Annotated in this window: 17 protein-coding genes; 7 read left to right on the forward strand and 10 right to left on the reverse strand. The window is 44.6% G+C overall.

Features of this window, described 5'->3' with window-relative positions:
- Positions 1-345 precede the first annotated feature (345 nt).
- Both R7P74_RS03555 and R7P74_RS03560 read left to right on the forward strand, forming a co-directional pair.
- Positions 346-1,914 (forward strand): DUF1800 domain-containing protein, encoded by a 1,569-nt coding sequence (locus tag R7P74_RS03555; protein ID WP_318122683.1) that lies wholly within the window; start codon positions 346-348, stop codon positions 1,912-1,914.
- A gap of 9 nt (positions 1,915-1,923) precedes the next feature.
- Entirely contained in the window at positions 1,924-3,249 is a 1,326-nt protein-coding gene (locus R7P74_RS03560; RefSeq protein WP_318122684.1) for a DUF1501 domain-containing protein, read from the forward strand.
- An 86-nt stretch (positions 3,250-3,335) separates the two neighbouring features.
- Here R7P74_RS03560 and R7P74_RS03565 read toward each other — a convergent pair whose 3' ends face one another.
- On the reverse strand, positions 3,336-4,430 hold the full coding sequence (locus tag R7P74_RS03565; protein ID WP_053349917.1) for a ketoacyl-ACP synthase III: 1,095 nt from the start codon (positions 4,428-4,430) through the stop codon (positions 3,336-3,338).
- Between the two features lie 162 nt (positions 4,431-4,592).
- Here R7P74_RS03565 and trxC point away from each other — a divergent pair, with 162 nt between their 5' ends.
- A complete protein-coding gene (gene trxC, locus R7P74_RS03570; RefSeq protein WP_005387991.1) occupies positions 4,593-5,027 on the forward strand; it encodes a thioredoxin TrxC in 435 nt (144 codons plus the stop codon).
- 176 nt (positions 5,028-5,203) lie between these two features.
- On the forward strand, positions 5,204-6,364 hold the full coding sequence (locus tag R7P74_RS03575; protein ID WP_033907039.1) for an MFS transporter: 1,161 nt from the start codon (positions 5,204-5,206) through the stop codon (positions 6,362-6,364).
- Between the two features lie 49 nt (positions 6,365-6,413).
- Here R7P74_RS03575 and R7P74_RS03580 read toward each other — a convergent pair whose 3' ends face one another.
- Positions 6,414-6,803, reverse strand: a complete 390-nt coding sequence (locus tag R7P74_RS03580) for a nitrous oxide-stimulated promoter family protein (RefSeq protein ID WP_054575964.1) — start codon at positions 6,801-6,803, stop codon at positions 6,414-6,416.
- 14 nt (positions 6,804-6,817) lie between these two features.
- Complete coding sequence (locus R7P74_RS03585) at positions 6,818-7,327, reverse strand: GNAT family N-acetyltransferase (protein ID WP_054579612.1); 510 nt, start codon at positions 7,325-7,327, stop codon at positions 6,818-6,820.
- A gap of 136 nt (positions 7,328-7,463) precedes the next feature.
- Between R7P74_RS03585 and R7P74_RS03590 the strand changes: the two genes are divergently transcribed.
- Complete coding sequence (locus R7P74_RS03590) at positions 7,464-7,655, forward strand: DUF2986 domain-containing protein (protein ID WP_005376066.1); 192 nt, start codon at positions 7,464-7,466, stop codon at positions 7,653-7,655.
- A gap of 49 nt (positions 7,656-7,704) precedes the next feature.
- Here R7P74_RS03590 and R7P74_RS03595 read toward each other — a convergent pair whose 3' ends face one another.
- Positions 7,705-9,876, reverse strand: a complete 2,172-nt coding sequence (locus R7P74_RS03595) for a TonB-dependent receptor (RefSeq protein ID WP_005376064.1) — start codon at positions 9,874-9,876, stop codon at positions 7,705-7,707.
- Between the two features lie 89 nt (positions 9,877-9,965).
- On the reverse strand, positions 9,966-10,703 hold the full coding sequence (locus R7P74_RS03600) for a siderophore ferric iron reductase (RefSeq protein WP_042520969.1): 738 nt from the start codon (positions 10,701-10,703) through the stop codon (positions 9,966-9,968).
- Between the two features lie 419 nt (positions 10,704-11,122).
- Here R7P74_RS03600 and R7P74_RS03605 point away from each other — a divergent pair, with 419 nt between their 5' ends.
- On the forward strand, positions 11,123-12,454 hold the full coding sequence (locus R7P74_RS03605) for an anaerobic C4-dicarboxylate transporter (RefSeq protein WP_318122685.1): 1,332 nt from the start codon (positions 11,123-11,125) through the stop codon (positions 12,452-12,454).
- An 85-nt stretch (positions 12,455-12,539) separates the two neighbouring features.
- Here R7P74_RS03605 and R7P74_RS03610 read toward each other — a convergent pair whose 3' ends face one another.
- The gene (locus R7P74_RS03610; protein ID WP_005376059.1) at positions 12,540-13,028 is read right to left on the reverse strand and encodes a LabA-like NYN domain-containing protein; all 489 of its coding nucleotides are present in this window, start codon (positions 13,026-13,028) and stop codon (positions 12,540-12,542) included.
- A gap of 119 nt (positions 13,029-13,147) precedes the next feature.
- On the opposite strand from R7P74_RS03610, the gene R7P74_RS03615 reads away from it, so the two are divergent.
- Positions 13,148-13,588, forward strand: coding sequence for a DUF4174 domain-containing protein (locus R7P74_RS03615; protein WP_005387976.1), 441 nt, complete (start codon positions 13,148-13,150; stop codon positions 13,586-13,588).
- 16 nt (positions 13,589-13,604) lie between these two features.
- On the opposite strand, the gene cobA is transcribed toward R7P74_RS03615, so the two are convergent.
- From cobA to nirB, 4 genes are all read right to left on the reverse strand, one after another.
- Positions 13,605-14,363, reverse strand: coding sequence for a uroporphyrinogen-III C-methyltransferase (gene cobA, locus R7P74_RS03620; RefSeq protein ID WP_053349923.1), 759 nt, complete (start codon positions 14,361-14,363; stop codon positions 13,605-13,607).
- 173 nt (positions 14,364-14,536) lie between these two features.
- Complete coding sequence (locus tag R7P74_RS03625; protein WP_025767739.1) at positions 14,537-15,388, reverse strand: formate/nitrite transporter family protein; 852 nt, start codon at positions 15,386-15,388, stop codon at positions 14,537-14,539.
- Positions 15,389-15,583: 195 nt separating this feature from the next.
- Positions 15,584-15,907 (reverse strand): nitrite reductase small subunit NirD, encoded by a 324-nt coding sequence (nirD, locus tag R7P74_RS03630; RefSeq protein ID WP_005387969.1) that lies wholly within the window; start codon positions 15,905-15,907, stop codon positions 15,584-15,586.
- 13 nt (positions 15,908-15,920) lie between these two features.
- The gene (gene nirB, locus R7P74_RS03635; protein WP_318122686.1) at positions 15,921-18,485 is read right to left on the reverse strand and encodes a nitrite reductase large subunit NirB; all 2,565 of its coding nucleotides are present in this window, start codon (positions 18,483-18,485) and stop codon (positions 15,921-15,923) included.
- Between the last annotated feature and the right edge of the window lie 501 nt (positions 18,486-18,986).

Consider the following 18,986-nt stretch of genomic DNA (forward strand, 5'->3'; position numbering starts at 1 on the left):
TATTTATTGGCTCAATAATTTCTTGAAACTAACTTAAGCCTTAACAAACATACCAATCTCTTGTTAACAGTACTTTAGCTGTCCCCCTTCTATATCCATTGCGATATCTCTGCTTGTCACTCTTCATTGGCCATATTTAATATCAGTATCTTAGAAAAAATAGCATCAAAAACTTCTAGCACTATAGTACCAAATTCACCGTTTGAGTTTTTTGTTCACCACTTATAGCTACTATACTCGCCTATGCAGCTGCTTGATTTTCATAAATTTACTAAACAGCTCAAAAGAGCTTAATAACTCCCGTTAAATGGACTTAAATCGTTACTTCGGGTAAGCGAGTTAACTATGAGACGTCAGAAGCTAAATAAAATCTCTGCTTGGGTACTAGGATTGGCTATCTTATTGTTGAGCCATGTGTCTAATGTATCAGCACAAATACAGCAATCCCCATCCGATCAAACCGTTGCGCGTTTTCTCTATCAAACCTCTTTTGGACCAACACCTGCGTTAATTAATGAGGTTAGGGAAAACGGGTTAGAGGATTGGATACAGAAACAAATCAACCTGCCAGCAACCTACCATCAACCACTTTATCAAACGCCTTTTTCTAAAGGCCTACAGTCAAACCGAGAAAATGCTTGGTATCAAATTGTTGTTACTGCTGAAGATCAGCTTAGGCAGCGAACGGCTTATGCATTGAGTCAGATCGTAGTCGTTTCTCGTTATGGCGGCGTTCTTTCCAGCAAACCTACAGGGTTGGTGAATTACTACGATCTGTTGGTTGAACATGCGTTTGGCAACTACCGAGACCTGTTGTACGACGTTTCCATCCATCCAGTCATGGGAAGCTATTTATCTATGCTCGGTAGTGCAAAAGAAAATAGTACGACAGGAACGCTTCCCGATGAGAACTTTGCTCGAGAGTTAATGCAGTTATTCACTATCGGTTTGTATGAACTCAATTTAGATGGCAGTAAAAAACTAAACCACGCAACAGGCAAACCTATCCCCACGTACAATCAAACTGATATTCAAGAGCTCGCGCGAGCATTAACTGGATGGAAAAATTCCGACATCGCATTCGTGAAACCGATGCGAGTTATCAGTCAAAGACACGACACCGGCGAGAAGCGATTTCTAGGGAACGTGATCCCATCGGGTCTAACCGCACAAGAAGAGCTTTCAAAAGTGATTGATATGTTGATGTCTCACCCAAATGTTGCTCCATTTGTTTCAAAGTTACTTATCCAACGTTTGGTCAGTTCAAATCCAAGCCCAGAGTACGTCGCGCGTGTTGCTACGATATTTAACAACAATGGGGAAGGAGAAAAAGGCGATCTAACCGCCGTTGTTCGAGCCATATTGCTCGACCCTGAAGCATTAGGGATGACGGATACCCCGCCTATAAAAGTGAAAGAACCGATACTGGTCCTGACTAATTTTCATCGAGCATCAGGTTTTACGGTTAAAGGATCACGTTACGAAGACGCAACAAAGATGATGAACATCGCTAATCAAGGGCCGCTTCGTTCTCCTTCCGTGTTTAATTTTTACTCTCCAGACTATCAGCCGTCTAACGAGTTTACGGAGTCTGGTATTAACTCTCCAGAGTATGAACTTCTCAATTGGTCTGTTTATACCGATTTGGTCAACTATATGTTAACCAGCACTCGTAGAGGAGGTGGTGATTCCTACCACTTCGATCTTAACGAGTTTTATCTTCTTCTGGACGATCACCGTGCCTTAGTCGAATTGGTTAACGAGCGTTTCTTTGCTGGAACGGCTTCTGCTGAATTGAAAGAGCTCATGCTCACCGCCCTGAATGATTATCGTGGGGACTATGTGCCAACAACAAAACTCGCTCTAGTGATATTTACCGCCATTTCTGGCGACGAATTCTATATTCAGGATTAGGAGTGAATTATGGATATTTCACGACGACATTTTATACAAAGCACGCTATCGATGGGCGCACTAGCCTCTCTTAGTCTGCCAGGTTACTCTCTCGCAGCGCCATCCAATGACTTTCGAGCATTAATATGTGTGTATTTAGCAGGCGGAAACGATGCATTCAACACCATACTGCCATTATCGGAGGCGCACTATCGTCAATATTCCAAAGTCAGAGGGCCACTCTCTGTCGCCAAAGAAGACATACTCCCTATCAATTTAAGTGCTGTCGATAGCTCAAATCACCCAGTGAAGCTCGGCTTACACCCAAAGTTAAATGCGTTAACTTCCGTTTTCGAACAAGGCGATGCCAGCATCGTGCTCAATAGTGGCATTCTCAACCATCCCGTCACCAAACAAGCTATTGAGCAAGGTGAAGCATCACTTCCCGAGCAACTGTTTTCTCATAATTCTCAAACAGACGCTTGGTTACTTGGTGGAATGAGCGAGTCTAAAAATCTTGGTTGGGCTGGCAGAATGTTGGATGTATTAAACTCTGAATCAGAAATAACACCGCTATACAGTGTGCATGGCAACTCGCTTTGGTTACGGGCAATGGAACACCGCCAAACCGTCCTGAAAAAAGATCGCGCGGTTCAGCTTACCGCGATTGATAACCCTTTATACAAAGGTATCTATGATCGCCTTCTCTCTCATCAAACTGACAATCCATTTAATGGTCATTTTAATTTGATGGTTGATGAGTCGATGGTAATGAGCAGTGTACTGAGCGAGCAACTCAACCACATTGCTGACGAGCCGCTGTTTACGTCGTCGACGCTCGGCAAGCAGATGCAAACCGTGTACAAATTGATAGCAAGCCAAGATGTCCTGAAGCAGCAACGACAAGTCTTTTTCGTTAAACACTCTGGGTATGACCTACACGATTCGCAACTGGCACGTCATCCAGTGTTACTTGAGGATCTCGCGACAAACCTTTTAGCAATGTATCGTGCGGTCGAACGGTTAGGGCTAAACAAGCAAGTCACCTCTTTCACTATGTCTGACTTCGGTCGACGGATGATGAGCAACGGAAATGGTACCGATCATGGCTGGGGTGGCCATCAACTATTAATTGGAGGCGCGGTAAATGGGAAACAACCTATCGGTACATGGCCGGAACTAATACTGGGCGGAAACGATGATTACTCTCAAGGCCGACTCATACCCAAAATTGCCGCTGATCAAGTTGGTTCAACACTAGCGCATTGGATGGGCGTGAGTGATAACGCTGCACTGGAATACGTGTTCCCGAACATCCGTAATTTTACTCATTCAAACCTGGGTTTTATGGCTTAAGATATTTTACAGGTTAGCTGTAGAACGCATCATCAAATAAGGGAGCCTCGCGCTCCCTTACTCATCTTATGTTTGCAGAGTGTCCGTTACACCTCGTCGCGACGGCGTTCGTTACACAGCTTAATGGCACGCTCAAGTAATTCTAACGCGGATTGCTCACATTCAGGCAGAACCGCATCACTTTCAGAAACTGGCGTTACGCGGTCACCCCATTTCAATACTGCCGCACCCCATGTCAAACCTGCACCAAACGCAGCAAGAAGCATATTATCACCTGGGTTAACTCGACCTTGCTCTACCGCTTCACACAATGCAATTGGCACCGTCGCAGCTGAAGTATTGCCATAGTTTTGAATGTTAACAAACGCTTTGTCGTGTGGAATTCCAGACAGGTCACACAAGGTTTGAATAATACGAATATTCGCTTGATGCGGAATCACAACATCGATTTGTTCCGTCGTTAACTGTGATGCTTTCAGTACGGTTTTCGCAGCTAGCCCCATACCTTTTACCGCACGTTTGAAAATTTCTTGTCCTACAAAGTTGAAATCCCAGTAACCGTTGTCTTCCGCAAAGCGATCCATACAAGTACCAAACTTTGGTACGGACAGAATATCGCGGCCTTTTGCGTCACAACCGATTTGAGACTGTAGTAAACCCGTTTCTTTTTCCGTTCTTGATAACACAACGGCGCCCGCACCATCACCAAATAGAACAGCGGTATCTCGCATTGCCCAATCGATGTAGAAAGACAATCTTTCCGCACCAATAATGATCGCGTTACGATAGTTACCTGATTGAATCAAACGTGTGCCCGTTTCTAGGCCATAGACAAATCCCGTACATGCGGCATTTAAGTCAAAGGCAGCGGCTGCACGAATACCTAGGTTCTGCTGTACCTTAGACGCGATATTTGGAATCAATGAATCTGGTGAACAAGTCGCCACAATGATTAAATCCACGTCTGTTGCATCGACGCCTGCTCGAGCTAATGCATGTTTAGCAGCAACGGTCGCCATGTCTGACGTGTTTACATGACTAATACGGCGGTTTTCGATACCAGTGCGGGTACGAATCCACTCATCGGAAGTATCGAGGAAAGTGCTAAGATCATCGTTAGAGAGCACGGCTGGCGGAACACATTTCCCCCAACCTGTAATTTCAGCGTAGTAATTTGTCATCGCAGACCTATTTATTGTTGTATTTTAATAAAATTTCTTAGAACCTTAGGCTCAAATACAAACCTGCGCTGCGTTATTTCGGCAGGTTAAAAAATAAGTATACAAATAATGAGGCTGACTGGTAAGTCATGTTTTCATCAATACGTAATAAAGGAAGAAGTCATGTCATCGTTTAAAACTCGCTGCCCTTCGTGCGGCGGTCTAAATCGTGTCCCTAATGAGCGCGTTGCCGAATCTGCAACTTGCGGTAAATGTAAAAGTGCACTTTTAGACGGCTCGCCTATCGAAGGTACACAAGATAACTTTTCTGCTCTATTACAAAGTGATATGCCTGTTGTAGTAGATTTTTGGGCCCCATGGTGCAACCCGTGCGTTGGCTTTGCTCCTGTTTTCTCTGATGTTGCTCATGAGCAAGCCGGAACGGCTCGTTTTGTTAAGATTGATACCGAAGCTCAACAACAACTTGCGACGCAATTTGGTATTCGCAGTATTCCTACCATTATGGTTTTCAAGAATGGTCAACGCGTTGATATGATCAATGGTGCGTTACCTAAAACTCAATTCGATCAATGGTTAAATCAAGCACTTACTAAATAATCTTCCACGCCAACCTTGTTTGTAGGTTGGCGTTTTTATGCAACTTATCAACCTATCTAGTTAACAAATATTATTTATCGAAACGACTTAAATTTATCATTTTACTTGCCTAACTATTAGCCTCATATTCGCGCCGAATAACCCTTAGATTTCATTTAACTTATAGGCGCAAAACAGTGGAAAACACAGTCGTTCCTGCAGCATCACCACGAGTTACAGTTCCAGTCGTCGCACTGTCTCTTTATGCGGTGGCTTCGGGCTATTTAATGAGCTTGATCCCTCTCATGCTCGGTGAATACAACATCTCAGCAGATTACGCGAGTTGGTTGGCGAGTGTGTTTTATGGCGGCTTATTAACCGGTGCTATTTTTATTGAACGTATCGTACGTCAAGTTGGTCACCGTAACGCGTTTATTGGTTGCTTGGCCGTATTTTCGCTAACTATCGTCACACTACCCGTGTTTGCTAACGGATTGATGTGGCTTGCCGCTCGCTTTATTGCGGGTATCGCGGTTGCTGGTGTTTTTGTCATTGTTGAGTCTTGGCTAATGTCTGGAGACGAAGCATCGCGTGCGAAACGTTTGAGCTTGTACATGCTATCGCTTTATGGTGGTTCAGCATTAGGCCAGTTTGGTATTGGCGTGCTTGGCGTAAGTGGCGGCGTTCCGTTTATTGCGATCACGACGTTGATCCTAATGGCGATGCTGGTGCTAATGTTCATTGAGTGTGAGCAGCCAAACAGCCATGAATCAACCGCTTTATCATTTAAGCAAATTGCCAAACTAAACCATGCAGCAATTATTGGTTGTGTTGTTTCAGGTTTGACCTTAGGCGCGATCTACGGATTAATGCCAGTTGAGTTAACTAACCGTAAAATTAGCCATCAAGACATTGGTACATTGATGGCGCTAGTGATTCTAGGTGGCATGCTAGTTCAACCAATGGTGACCGCGTTAAACAAATACATGAGCCGCACAGTGCTAATGGCGTTTTTCTGTATTTTGGGTATTTTTTCGATCGGTATGACGTTTATTTCCTCGTCAGCCGTGGTATTGGCTGCTGCATTATTCTTTTTAGGTGCAGCTACTTTTGCTTTGTACCCGATTGCAATCAACTTAGGTTGCGAAGGTCTTGATGAACGCTTTATTGTCTCTGCGACACAAGTCATGCTGTTTAGCTACAGCATCGGCTCTGTTGCTGGTCCTGTTGTCGCTGATAAATTCATGGGCCAAGAACACGGCTTGCTAGGCTACTTGTTTGCCGCTTTGGTTGCGACTGGCGTATACATGCTACTTGCTGCGAGCAAAACCAAGCAGCGTATGGCCGCTGGCCTCTAACCACGCCGCTTCTACTCAACGAAAACGAGGGCATGTCGCCCTCGTTTTTTTATTCTTCGAATTTTTGTTTAGATAAACGCTTGTGACGGTTTGACGCGTTCGCTGCAGGCTTTTCCGGTACCATGCGCTTTTCATGAAGCAAATGACGAACCGCCAAGATGGGATGTTTCAGTAACATTCTGGGGCCAGAGTAACGCATGACCAAACGCATTTGTTCTTTCGGCTCTGGTTTGTAGCAGTGAATCGGACATTTGTTACACGTCGGTTTATTCTCTCCATAAGGACAGCGGTCGAGGCGCACTTCTGCGTATTCAAGCAGCTCACGACATTCTGAGCATAAGTCACGTTTTGTTCCATGATGGTCATGACAGTAAACCTCTACCATGGCTTTTACTGTCTTAAATTCAGTGGCGAGTTTGCCAAGTAAAATATCGCTCATGCGCTATCCAAAAATCACAACATCATTGTGTAAAGTTCTAACGTGCGGCCATTATCATATTGCTGCTCAACTCGTTCAAACTCAAAGCCCAGTTTTTTGAGCAAACTTATACTACGAATATTGTCATTATTGGTGATGGCAACCAAATTATCGAGTTTCATTTCCTCTCTAGCGTATTCCAGCACTGCGGTTGCAGACTCCGTTCCGTAGCCGAAGCCATAAGCGGAAGGTAAAAATCCATATCCGAGATCATAGTATTGTAATGTGTCACGTTTAACCAACCCACAAATCCCGATGGGTTGCCCATCTTCTTTCTTCTCTACAACGAGTAAACTCACGCCTTTAATTTGTTGCATGCGTAGCATGTTTTCTTTTATGTAACGCGCCGCTTCATATTCGGTACGAATTTGTTTGTCTCCGACAAAACGGTAGAAGTCTGGGTGGTTATAAAGTTCTAGTATAAATGGTGCATCATCTACACTCACAAGACGCAGTATCAAACGTTCGGTGTACAGTGTTTTCATTTGGGCTCCATTAAAACGCGATAGATGATTGGACATAGGAACGTACTTGAATTTTGCGACCGATACCGGCGCTTATTTAGTTGTAACTTGATAAAAAAGTAACTATCCTGCCTCGCTAAATTAAAGGACCACCACCATGAACCGCAAGAAGAAAATCAATCAGATCTTGAAAGCGAAGCAGAAGAAGCATAACGCTAAGCTACATAAGAGCAATAAGCCGCGTTATATCTCCAAAGCTGAACGCGCGAAAATGGAAGCTGAAGAACAAAACCAAGCTTCAGAACACACGGAAAACGTTGTAGACACAGCGCAGACAGATCAAGCCTAAAAGAAAAGCCGCTTCAAGCGGCTTTTTTGATATTCGGAGAGAGTTAGCTTTAGTATTCGACACTGTAGTTCAGTGTGAATGTGCGACCTCTTCCTTTGTAGTCGTACGCTGCTGCATCGTAGTGTGCTGCATAAAGAATCTGCGCACGTTGTCCCCAAGCGGTTGTGTAGTCTTCGTCAAATAGGTTTTGAATACCAAAACCTAACTGCCCGATAGGTAGTGTTACGTTACCAAGAAGATCAAACGTAGTGTATCCATCTAGTTTATTGTTTGCGTCATCTTCGTAATCAAACATCGTCTGGCTTTGTAAACGTACTGAATAGCCATCCTGATAGTAAGCCGCCCACGCGTTCGCTTTTGATGTACTTGCTTTACCCGCGCTTAGATCTTCCCACTTACCGTTGGTTTTCAGCTCAGAAACCACATAGTGACCTGATGCACCTAACAAAATATCACGGTTTACCCAGTAGTTAATGTTTGCTTCGGCACCGTATACACGTTGCTCGTCATCAACATTGGTGATTAGGAGCGTCTTCTTGTCATACTTGATTGAGTTATCCGACACCGAGTAGTAACCCGCCGCTTGCAGTGCGACAGTATCGGTATCTAATCGGTAACCAATTTCATAGCTGTCCGTTTTGATGCCCGACATTTTTGAGTCAGATACGTTAATGCTATTGTTCAACGCGTAGTGACCATTTGCATCCGCGGCATCGTAGCTACCTTGGCCGTAGTACTTTGCAGGATCAGCGAGTTCGAAACCTTGAGAGAAGTTCGCCCAAAGCTGAGATTCATCGTTAAGCTGATAAATGGTGCCCAAATTAAATAAGCTCACAGAGTAGTCAGTGCTGCCACCTGGTACCGCATCCGCTGATACACCATTACCCGATGCGATCTTCTTTTGTATACTATAGGCAACAAAATCATCAATCTTATTGTCCATGTATTGGTAGCGGTAGCCTGCTTGTACTGACCAATCTTGATTGATTTGGTAATCCCCTTGGACAAACATTGCGTAAGACGCCACATCAACATCTGGATAACGCCCCACTTCGGCATAGGTTCGATTAATTAAGTTCCCAGAGCTGTTCGCAATGGTTGGATCGAACAGAGCCTGGTTACTTTCAAAACGGTCTAAGTACGCATCGACACCATAAACAAGTTTGAATGACTCCCAGCTTTTAGCTAACGCTAAGCGCCCAGCAAAAACTTCTGTTTTTTGTTGAGAGGCACTTTGGTAATAAGGAGTAAAGGTTTGGTCTTCACTACGGTAAGATAACTCGCCTATCAGTTGATGACCGAATACGCTGTCGTGAGCGTAGTTCGCACTTAAGAGAACTCGCTCTGTACCATGTTCACGGTCGGAATCGAACCCCTCTCGTACATCAACAAATTTATTGTTAACAATGTACAAACCGTATGGCGAATCTTGCTGGCTGTCATAGTATTGTGCGACAAGGTTTAACTTGCTGGCATCGGAGATTTGAATCTCGGTCGATCCCATAACATCGAGCGTTGAATTATACTGCAAAGAGCCCTGTGAAATGTCTGGGGTGACAATGTCGCCATTTGCGTCAAATGCACCTTGTGTCTCGGTGTACACAACCGAACCTCTAGCGGTAATTCGCTCATTACCACCCGAGATAGACTGAGCGAGTTTGTAATCAAAGTCATCGCTGCTATTAAAGCCTGTAGTGCCACTCACGTAGGATTCAAACGACAAGTCATCCGAGTACGCTTTCTTGGTGATAATGTTAATAACACCACCAGTAGCGCCTGCCCCATAAATGGAGGTTGCACCAGATAGTACTTCAATTCGCTCGATGTTGAATGGGTCTATTGCGTCTAACTGACGACTAATCGGGCGAGAAGACTGTAACGAGACACCATCAATCATTACCAACATTGCTCTACCGCGAAGGTTCTGACCATAGTTAGTTCGACCACCGGTGCCGACGTCTAAAGAAGGGATGGTTGCAGAAAGAATATCACCCAGTGTCTTGCCCGCACGATATTGCTGAGCAATCTCTTCTTGGCCAACAAACCAAACCGTTCCTGGAATATCGGAGATCGATTTCGGCATCACACTGCCTACAACAACCAATTGCTCATCGCTCGGAGTCGATGTTTGTTGAAGATCTTCTGCTGCTATTGAGCTAACTGCGTATCCACTGCTCATCGCAAGTACGATGAGATTGAAAGAAAACGTCCTTTTCATCATTGTATTTATCTTTTTGTTGTCAACAAGAGCATGCAATGATACTTATTCTCACTCTCAAATCGAGCACTGTTACACAAGTTAAATAAATGTTAATTAAGAACCTTCTTGCTCATAAGCTGTCGATTTTCCTCTAAACGAGGACAATCTGCACAAAGCTTTCTGCCTTCACACTTATAGACTAAACAACAACTTTTTCTTACTAACTTTAGCGGCTGATCAGATTCCGTCTCATGAAGTGAGCGGCTATTATCAACATCCAAACCCATTGCGCTTAGCCACAAGACCGCATGCTCCTGAAGTGTCGAGTTAGTCATTTGCGGAAAGCGCTGTTGGAGACGAATTAAACAAGCCATGATTCCGTCCGACATCAATTGATGGGTGAAGCCAGGACGAATGCGTGTCCATTGACTCATCTCTTGTTGATAGAAGTCGAACAGTTCTCGGATTTGACGCCCCGCCTCTTTTATCAACGCTTCTGGCTCGCCATGTATATGCGCTTCGTCGGCGAATCGGTACCCAGAAACAAAACAAGGTTTGAGGTGCTGCGCTATCTCGCGAATGTTTGGCAACGTGTGGTAACCGTAAATAGAGATGAATGCGACATAAACTGGCTGCCAACAAAGTAAATCCCACGTTCTTGTCAACCAATATGCTTTTCCCGCTTCCGGATGAGCCTCCGAGATTTGCTGGTAAAGGCCTTGGATGATCGGGTTGATATCATTCTCGATATGGATAGCTTCTTGCCCTATCTCGCCGATATCACCGTGTAGGTAAGGTGTAATCTCACTCGAAGTTTGAAACAGTTGCGGGAAAAATTGCTCAGACATGATGGCTTATTGTTGGTGTAGTCATTCTGACACCTTTATACCCAAGCACCAATCGCAATGCAAACTATTATCCTTTGCGTTTTCATAACAAAGAAGCACTCTTAGGGTTAGTTATGAATGTATTTCCGAGTTCTGTTGAGCTGTAAGGTCTGGTTACGTATGCGATGAATAGCAACAAACTCTTAAACCTCTTCGCATTTAACGCTCACATGATCGCAAAAATACACAGCATAAAAACACCCTGATAAAACTGTGTTAACAGTTTCCCTGTGTAGCGTGAGTTATTGCCAATAATTGAATATTGCTGTTTCTTATCCAGCGGATTGTGAACAACATGAAGTATTTTCTTTCTGAATATCGAGACAATACAAAGAGGTAATTTGGCTATGTAGCCCTCTGTTTTGAATAAGGAAATCCACATGTTGTATCTTGAGTTTCTATTTTTGCTCGTGATGCTGTATATCGGCTCACGTTATGGTGGTATAGGCCTTGGGGTCGTATCCGGAATTGGCTTGGTGATTGAAGTATTCATCTTTAAGATGCCGCCAACCTCTCCTCCTGTCACCGTCATGTTGATCATTTTAGCGGTGGTAACATGTGCTTCCATTCTTGAAGCCGCTGGCGGTTTGAAATACATGCTGCAAGTTGCCGAGCGTGTGCTTCGTAAGAACCCAAAACGCGTCACCCTTATTGCTCCGTTCGTGACTTACTTTATGACCTTCCTACTTGGTACAGGTCACGCGGTTTACTCTATCATGCCAATCATTGGCGACGTTGCGCTTAAAAACGGCATTCGTCCAGAGCGTCCTATGGCTGCCGCTTCTGTCGCCTCTCAAATCGCAATCACAGCCTCGCCAATTTCAGCAGCAGTGGTTTACTACTTGGCGCAACTCTCCAACATTCAACACGAGATCACTCTGCTCTCAATTCTGCTCGTTACCGTACCTGCAACGCTATTCGGTACGTTGTTGATGTCACTTTACAGCCTAAAGCGTGGTAAAGAGCTAGACGACGATGAAGAATACCAAGAGCGTTTGAAAGATCCTGTGTGGAGAGAAAAAATCCTCAACACAACTGCAACGTCTCTTGATGAAGTACTACCAACAAGTGCTCGTAACTCTGTATTGCTGTTCATTGCTTCTATCTTGGTTATCGTCGTTATCGCGATGTGGCCAGACATTCGTACCATCGTAGATGGCTCGAAGCCAATCAGCATGGCAGTTGTGATTCAAATGATGATGCTCTGCTTCGGCGGTATCATTTTGCTTGCGACCAAAACTGACCCTCGTGACGTACCAAATGGGGTGGTATTTAAATCTGGTATGGTGGCGGCGATTGCTATCTTCGGTATTGCATGGATGTCAGATACCTACTTCCAGTACGCTATGCCTCAATTTAAATCTGGCATCGTTGAGATGGTAACCAACTATCCTTGGACATTCGCGCTTGCGTTATTCATTGTGTCGGTTGTGGTGAACTCTCAAGCTGCAACGGCTCGCATGATGCTGCCTGTTGGTCTCGGCTTAGGTTTGGAACCTGCGCTGCTTATCGGCTTGATGCCAGCGGTATACGGCTACTTCTTTATTCCCAACTACCCTTCAGATATCGCGACTGTGAACTTCGATACCTCGGGCACAACTAAGATTGGTAAGTGGTACTTCAACCACTCATTCATGTCTGTGGGCTTAATCGGCGTGATTGGTGCGTGTTGCTTGGGTTACTTGCTAGGGCAAATGATCATTCCTTCGTAACTAGCCAAATCAACGATAAATTAGAGGCGAGTCATTGTACGTTTCGTACAGCCTGAGTGACTCGCCTTTCTTTATTGCACTATTACTACAGCAAGAAATCGTCATCAATCGCGACAAAATTGTCGGCACAATCAATCAGAGTTTGGGATGTTAGCTTAGGTACACCATAAACGGTCACCGTGTTATTGAAGCGCTGCTGAATTCTCTCTACTAGTAGACTAAAGTCTCCATCTCCCGAAACTAGAATCACTTCCTCAACTTCGGGAGCAATTTCAATTGCATCGAGAGTAATACCCACATCCCAATCGCCTTTCGAGCTACCATCACGACGCTGGATGTAGGGTTTAAGCATCACCTCAAAGCCAACACCCCGAAGAATATGGTGGAACTGACGTTGCTTGGGATCATTGCTCGCAATAGCATAAGCACGAGCACTTACCACCTCTTTCCCTTGTGTGGCAACATACCAAAACTGGTTGTAATCAAAATTGCTTCGATACGCTTCGCGACAGGTGTAATACACATTCTGTACATCAACCAAAATGGCGATTTTTTGTTTGCTTTCCGAACTCATCTATTTCTACGCTCAATTTATTTGCTGCCTACCCTATGCCAGTTTTGGAAAAAGCACAATGAGCCAATTCCACTAAACTTAACGTATAAAAAGTTATTTGGGTTTCTAGGGGAACTGTCATGGGCGGAAAGTTACTAGTGATACTGCTTTCTTGTATCTTGTCATCGACAGCATTTGGTTATCCAGCGCACTCCAAATACTGGCCACATAGAAGTGTGCTCTACTTTGCGCCAGAAAATGATGAATACGTCAAACAATTCTTGCTAGAAACACTTATGAATGAGTGTGAGTTGGAAGACAGAGATGTCGTCACGCTGGTCATTACAGAACAAGGTTATACTTTTCCTGCTTGGCTTAAAGAAGAGTTCGACCTAAAAATGCTAGCTCGTCTTTATGAGGTCGAAAAAGGTTCTCATACCGCTATTTTGCTTGGTAAAGATGGTCTAGAAAAGCACCGCTGGGGCGCAGAAACAGACTGGTCGTTTATCAACAACCTCATTGATCAAATGCCTATGCGTAAGCAAGAAATGCAGAGGCAACAAAGCCCCTGTAAAATATAGTCACTTCTGGGCAGTATTACTTTGCGAACCAATCCAACTTGTTGTGAAGTTGAGTCACGCTGCCAACCACAATCAATGCTGGACTCACGGCTTGCTCTGCCATGATCGATAGCTCGTTCAACTTTCCTTGGAACACGCGCTGCTCTGGGCGCGTACCGTTTTCAATAATGGCGCATGATATCTCAGGATCTAACCCATGTGTGATCAGCTTATCCATAATATGGCCGCTTTGCTTCAAACCCATGTAGAATACAAGCGTGTTATTAGACTGAGCTAGTGAATGCCACTCAATTTCACGACCATCTTTTTGTACATGACCAGTGATAAATTGAACACTTTGCGCATGGTCACGGTGCGTTAATGGAATACCAGCATAAGCCGTTGCACCCGCTGCTGCTGTGATACCCGGAACCACCTCGTATTTGATACCAAATTCCGCTAGCTCTTCTAGCTCTTCACCACCACGGCCAAAGATAAATGAGTCCCCACCTTTTAGGCGCACAACGCGTTTACCTTCTTGCGCTTTCTGCACCAAGATTTGGTTGATTTGATCTTGAGGTACACAGTGAAAATCGAGCTTTTTCCCAACATAAATCATCTCTGCTGATGCATGGGCCAACTCAAGAATCTCTTTTGATACCAATCGGTCGTACACAACAACTTCAGCCGCTTGAATGGCTTTTAAGCCTTTTACTGTGAGTAAATCAGGATCACCAGGACCTGCACCAACAAGAGAAACAAAGCCGCTGTTTAAAGATGAGTTAACAGTTGTCATATCAACGCCTATCGAAAATTTGGACATAAAAAGTAACACTCAAGTCATTAACTCCAGGTTAAAATCACCCCAAGGAGTTATTACTTTTTATAGCTAAATCAATACAATACTTATCGAAAGTTAAATGAGTTGAACAGCCCTACCTACCATAGGTAGGGCCAGATAAAAGCGGTTTATTTTGCGATTGCAGGCTCTGCTTTTACTTCTTCTTCAACTACGTTGATAGAAGGCGCTGTTTTCGCGTGAGTTAGGTACAGTGGAATACAAGTCATTACGAGACCACCAACAATATTACCTAGAATGGTTGGAATAAGGTTGAAGTTCAACCAAGTCGCGATACCAAAATCCGCACCTAGAATCATACCTAGTGGGAATAGGAACATGTTTACTACTGTGTGCTCGAATACTAGAGCGAAGAAGATGAAGATTGGGAACCACATCATTGCTACGCGACCAGATACTGAACGTGCTGTCATGTTGCCGATAACGCCTAGACATACCATTAGGTTACAGAAGATGCCGCGTACGAAACACGTGATCCATCCGTCCATACCCATGTTTTCAAAACCAAGGCTACGCGCGGTAGAAACAGCCACAAATTTCTTCGCTACTGCGTTCAGTTCTAGAGAGAAGTTACCTGTTAGAGAGATAGCCACTAGGTAAGCAACGATCAGAGAACCGATAAGGTTACCCAAGCCTACAAGACCCCAACAACGGAAGATACGACCCCAAGTGATGCCCGGACGGTTAGCAAACTTAGCCAGAGGCGCTAGACCAAAAACACCGGTTACTAGGTCATACCCCATCACACTTAGAATTACGAAACCAACGGGGAAAACAAGTGCTCCTACAAGACCGATACCCGTTTGTACAATCGCGGTAATAGCAACCACCACCGCAAGCGAAAGAATAACGCCAGCCATCGTACCGCGAAGCAGAAGGTCTCGCGTGCTTGTATTGGTTTTCGCTTCACCAACATTGATCATGGTTTGCACGAATTCTGCAGGCTTAAAATCAGTAGACATGAATGTGTCCTTATCCAAAATTGAAAGTTAAAAAGTTAAAGATTGAATAGAGAAAGGCTTCCCGTTGACACCTGAACGCTGTCTACAACACCTCGCTTCCCTGTTCCCCTGAGATGATGCTTGGAAAGCCTTTGTCTATTGAATCTAGGTTTCAGTTCATTCCCTCCCCCTAAGAGGAGGGAATGAAAACCAAGCTTACGCAGAGATTTCTACTTCGCCGTTGGTTACGCGGGTTTTGTACGCTTTCACGCTAAAACGCTCGTCTTCCATGCACGCACCTGTTGTCAGGTTAAAGCGTTGCTTCTTAAGTGGGCTAGCCACCCAAAGCTCGCCTTGGTGCTCACAGATCAAACCGCGAGAAAGCACGTTTGATTGGAAGAACGGGTCTGTGTTGCTGATCGCCAGCACTTCTTCTGCTTGTGTTGGGCGGAATACCGCAACTTGCTGACCATCAACCAGTGCACAAACACCTGTGCCCGGTACGATGTCGCTGATTTGGCAAATCTTTTCAAATGACATAATCAACCTTCCCTTATGCTTCAGTGATCGCTACGTGTAGGATGTCGCCTTTCGCTTCAGGATGTTTTTCCGTGAAGGTTGCAGGGCGGTGCTGTTCACGCTCTTGTACAAACACAACGTTTTCATCGCGCTTGTCAGAGTTGATGAAGTGCGCGAAACGAGTCAGTTGTGATTCGTCGTTGATGGTCGCAGTCCACTCACACTCGTACTCGTCTACAAGCTTCGCTACATCAGCTTCTAGTTGAGTGTTGATGCCAAGTTTGTCTTCAACAATCACTTCGCGTAGGTAGTCAACGCCACCTTCCATGTTTTCCATCCAAACTGATGTGCGTTGTAGTGGCGCAGCAGTACGGATGTAGAACATCATGAAGCGGTCGATGTACTTGATTAGTGTTTCTTTATCTAGGTCACTTGCAAGTAGGTCTGCGTGACGAGGTTTCATACCACCGTTACCACATACGTACATGTTCCAACCTGCGTCAGTCGCGATAATACCAAGGTCTTTACCTTGTGCTTCCGCACACTCACGAGTACAACCAGAAACACCGAACTTCATCTTATGAGGTGTACGAATGCCTTTGTAACGGTTCTCGATGTAAGAACCTAGACCAACAGAGTCTTGAACGCCGTAACGACACCAAGTTGAGCCAACACATGTCTTCGCCATACGAAGTGCTTTTGCGTACGCTTGACCTGTTTCGAAACCAGCGTCGATAAGCTTGCGCCAGATCTCTGGAAGATCGTCTTTTTGAGCACCAAACAGACCAATACGTTGAGCGCCAGTGACTTTGGTGTATAGGTTGTATTCTGCCGCAACGTTCGCTAGCGCACCCAGTGCTTGAGGTGTTACTTCACCACCCGCCATACGTGGAATAACAGAGTAAGTACCGTCTTTTTGGATGTTACCTAGGAAGTTATCGTTCGTGTCGTGCAGCTTAACCAGTTGTGGCTTAAGAATGTGCTCACCCCAGCAAGAAGCTAAGATAGAACCAGCCAATGGTTTACAAACTTCACAACCGTAACCTTTACCGTATTTCTCCAGAAGCTCATCAAACGTTTTGATCTCTTCAATACGGATTAGGTGGAACAGCTCTTGGCGTGAGTAAGCAAAGTGCTCACACACGTCGTTCTTCACTTCGATACCCGATTTAGCAAGCTCAGCATTTAGAACAGACATCACTAGAGGAATACAACCACCACAGCCTGTACCTGCGCCAGTCACTGCTTTGATGTCAGCAAGCGTATGATTACCATCAGCAACTGCCTGAGCGATCTTGCCTTTGGTTACGTCGAAACAAGAACAGATAACTGCGCTTTCTGGTAGAGCGTCTGCACCTAATGCTGGTTTCTCAGCGCCTGCGTGAGCAGGAAGGATCAACGCATCTGGGTGTTCTGGTAGGTCGATTTCGTTCAACATAAGTTGAAGCAGGTCGCCGTAGTCAGAGGTGTCACCAACCATAACCGCGCCAAGCAGTTTCTTGTTGTCTTTAGAAACGATAAGACGTTTGTAAACTTCTTGTTCTTCGTTCTGGTAAACGTAACTCTTACAGCCTTCAGTACGACCGTTCGCGTCACCGATTGAACCTACTTTTACACCTAGAAGTTTCAGCTTCGCAGACATGTCAGCGCCTTCGAATTTGCTTTCTGTGTTACCTAGTAGGTGGTCAACAGCAACTGTCGCCATCTTGTAGCCAGGAGCAACAAGGCCGTAGAACATTTCGTTCCAAGACGCACACTCACCAATCGCGTAGATGTTCTCATCAGAAGTCTGACAATGATCGTTGATAGCAACACCGCCACGAGGTGCCACTTCTAGCTCCATTTGGCGTGCTAGTTTGTCTTGTGGACGAATACCTGCAGAGAATACGATGAAGTCTGTTTCTAGCTCTGAGCCGTCAGCAAAACGCATAACGTTGCGTGCGTTTGTGCCTTCTGCCGCAATCTCAAGCGTGTTTTTGCTAGTGTGAACGTTCACGCCCATACGCTCGATCTTTTGTCGAAGTTGGTTACCACCAGCAAGGTCAAGTTGCTCAGCCATTAGCTTCGGTGCGAACTCAACAACATGCGTTTCTACACCCAGTGCTTTCAATGCGCCTGCTGCTTCAAGACCTAGCAGACCACCACCGACAACAACGCCTGATTTGCTCTTCTTCGCACACGCTTCGATCGCTTTAAGATCTTCGATAGTACGGTAAACAAAACAGTCTTTGCTTTCGTGACCTTTGATAGGTGGAACAAATGGGAATGAGCCAGTAGCAAGAATCAGCTTGTCGTATTGAACTTCGCGACCAGTGCTTGAGTAAACAATGCGGTTTTCACGGTTGATGTTGATCGCGCGTTCGCCGATCAACATGTTAATACCGTGTTTCTCGTAGAAGCCTTCTTTTACTAAAGAAAGTTCATCTGCAGTATGGTGAGAAAAGTAAGAGGAAAGGTGCACACGGTCGTATGCGACACGAGGTTCTTCACAGAAAACCGTAATGTCCATATTAGACATATCAGCTTTCTCGACTAAGTCTTCAATATAACGGTGCCCTACCATACCGTTACCGATGACTACTAGCTTCAACTTGCTCATTATAATTCCTAAGGGTTAGGTTCTTATCACTGAGCTCATTGTTAATTGTGAAAGAAAATTAATACATGATGTAAATCAATTACAATTTCAAACTACCCTAAAGGGGTAGATGAACGTATTTATCTGACTATTGCGAAATAAAAAGTAATTTATTAACGGATATTGGTAGTTTTAACAAACTGAGATAACCGAAGCCATGCTAGCAACGGACTATACCGTTTTGCTTTTATGAAGTTAGGCTGACCATCGAAACCGAGCACACCTACGATAAATCCTGCTTTGCTTCTAAACGACGCACTCACTTGACTTCACCGTTTCAAGGTGATCAGAGAACAATATCTGAAGTGATTGAAAGATTTAGAAAAATCAAGCTTCACAACAAAAATTTTTTACTAGCTAAGTCGCACTATAAAGACTAAAATCAGGTTTAGTTCATATGGAATAGCGTCCATATGATTGATACCGTAATTGACATATAGAGTGCCGTCCCATTTTTGTGAG

The organism is Vibrio sp. 2033, assembly GCF_033339735.1.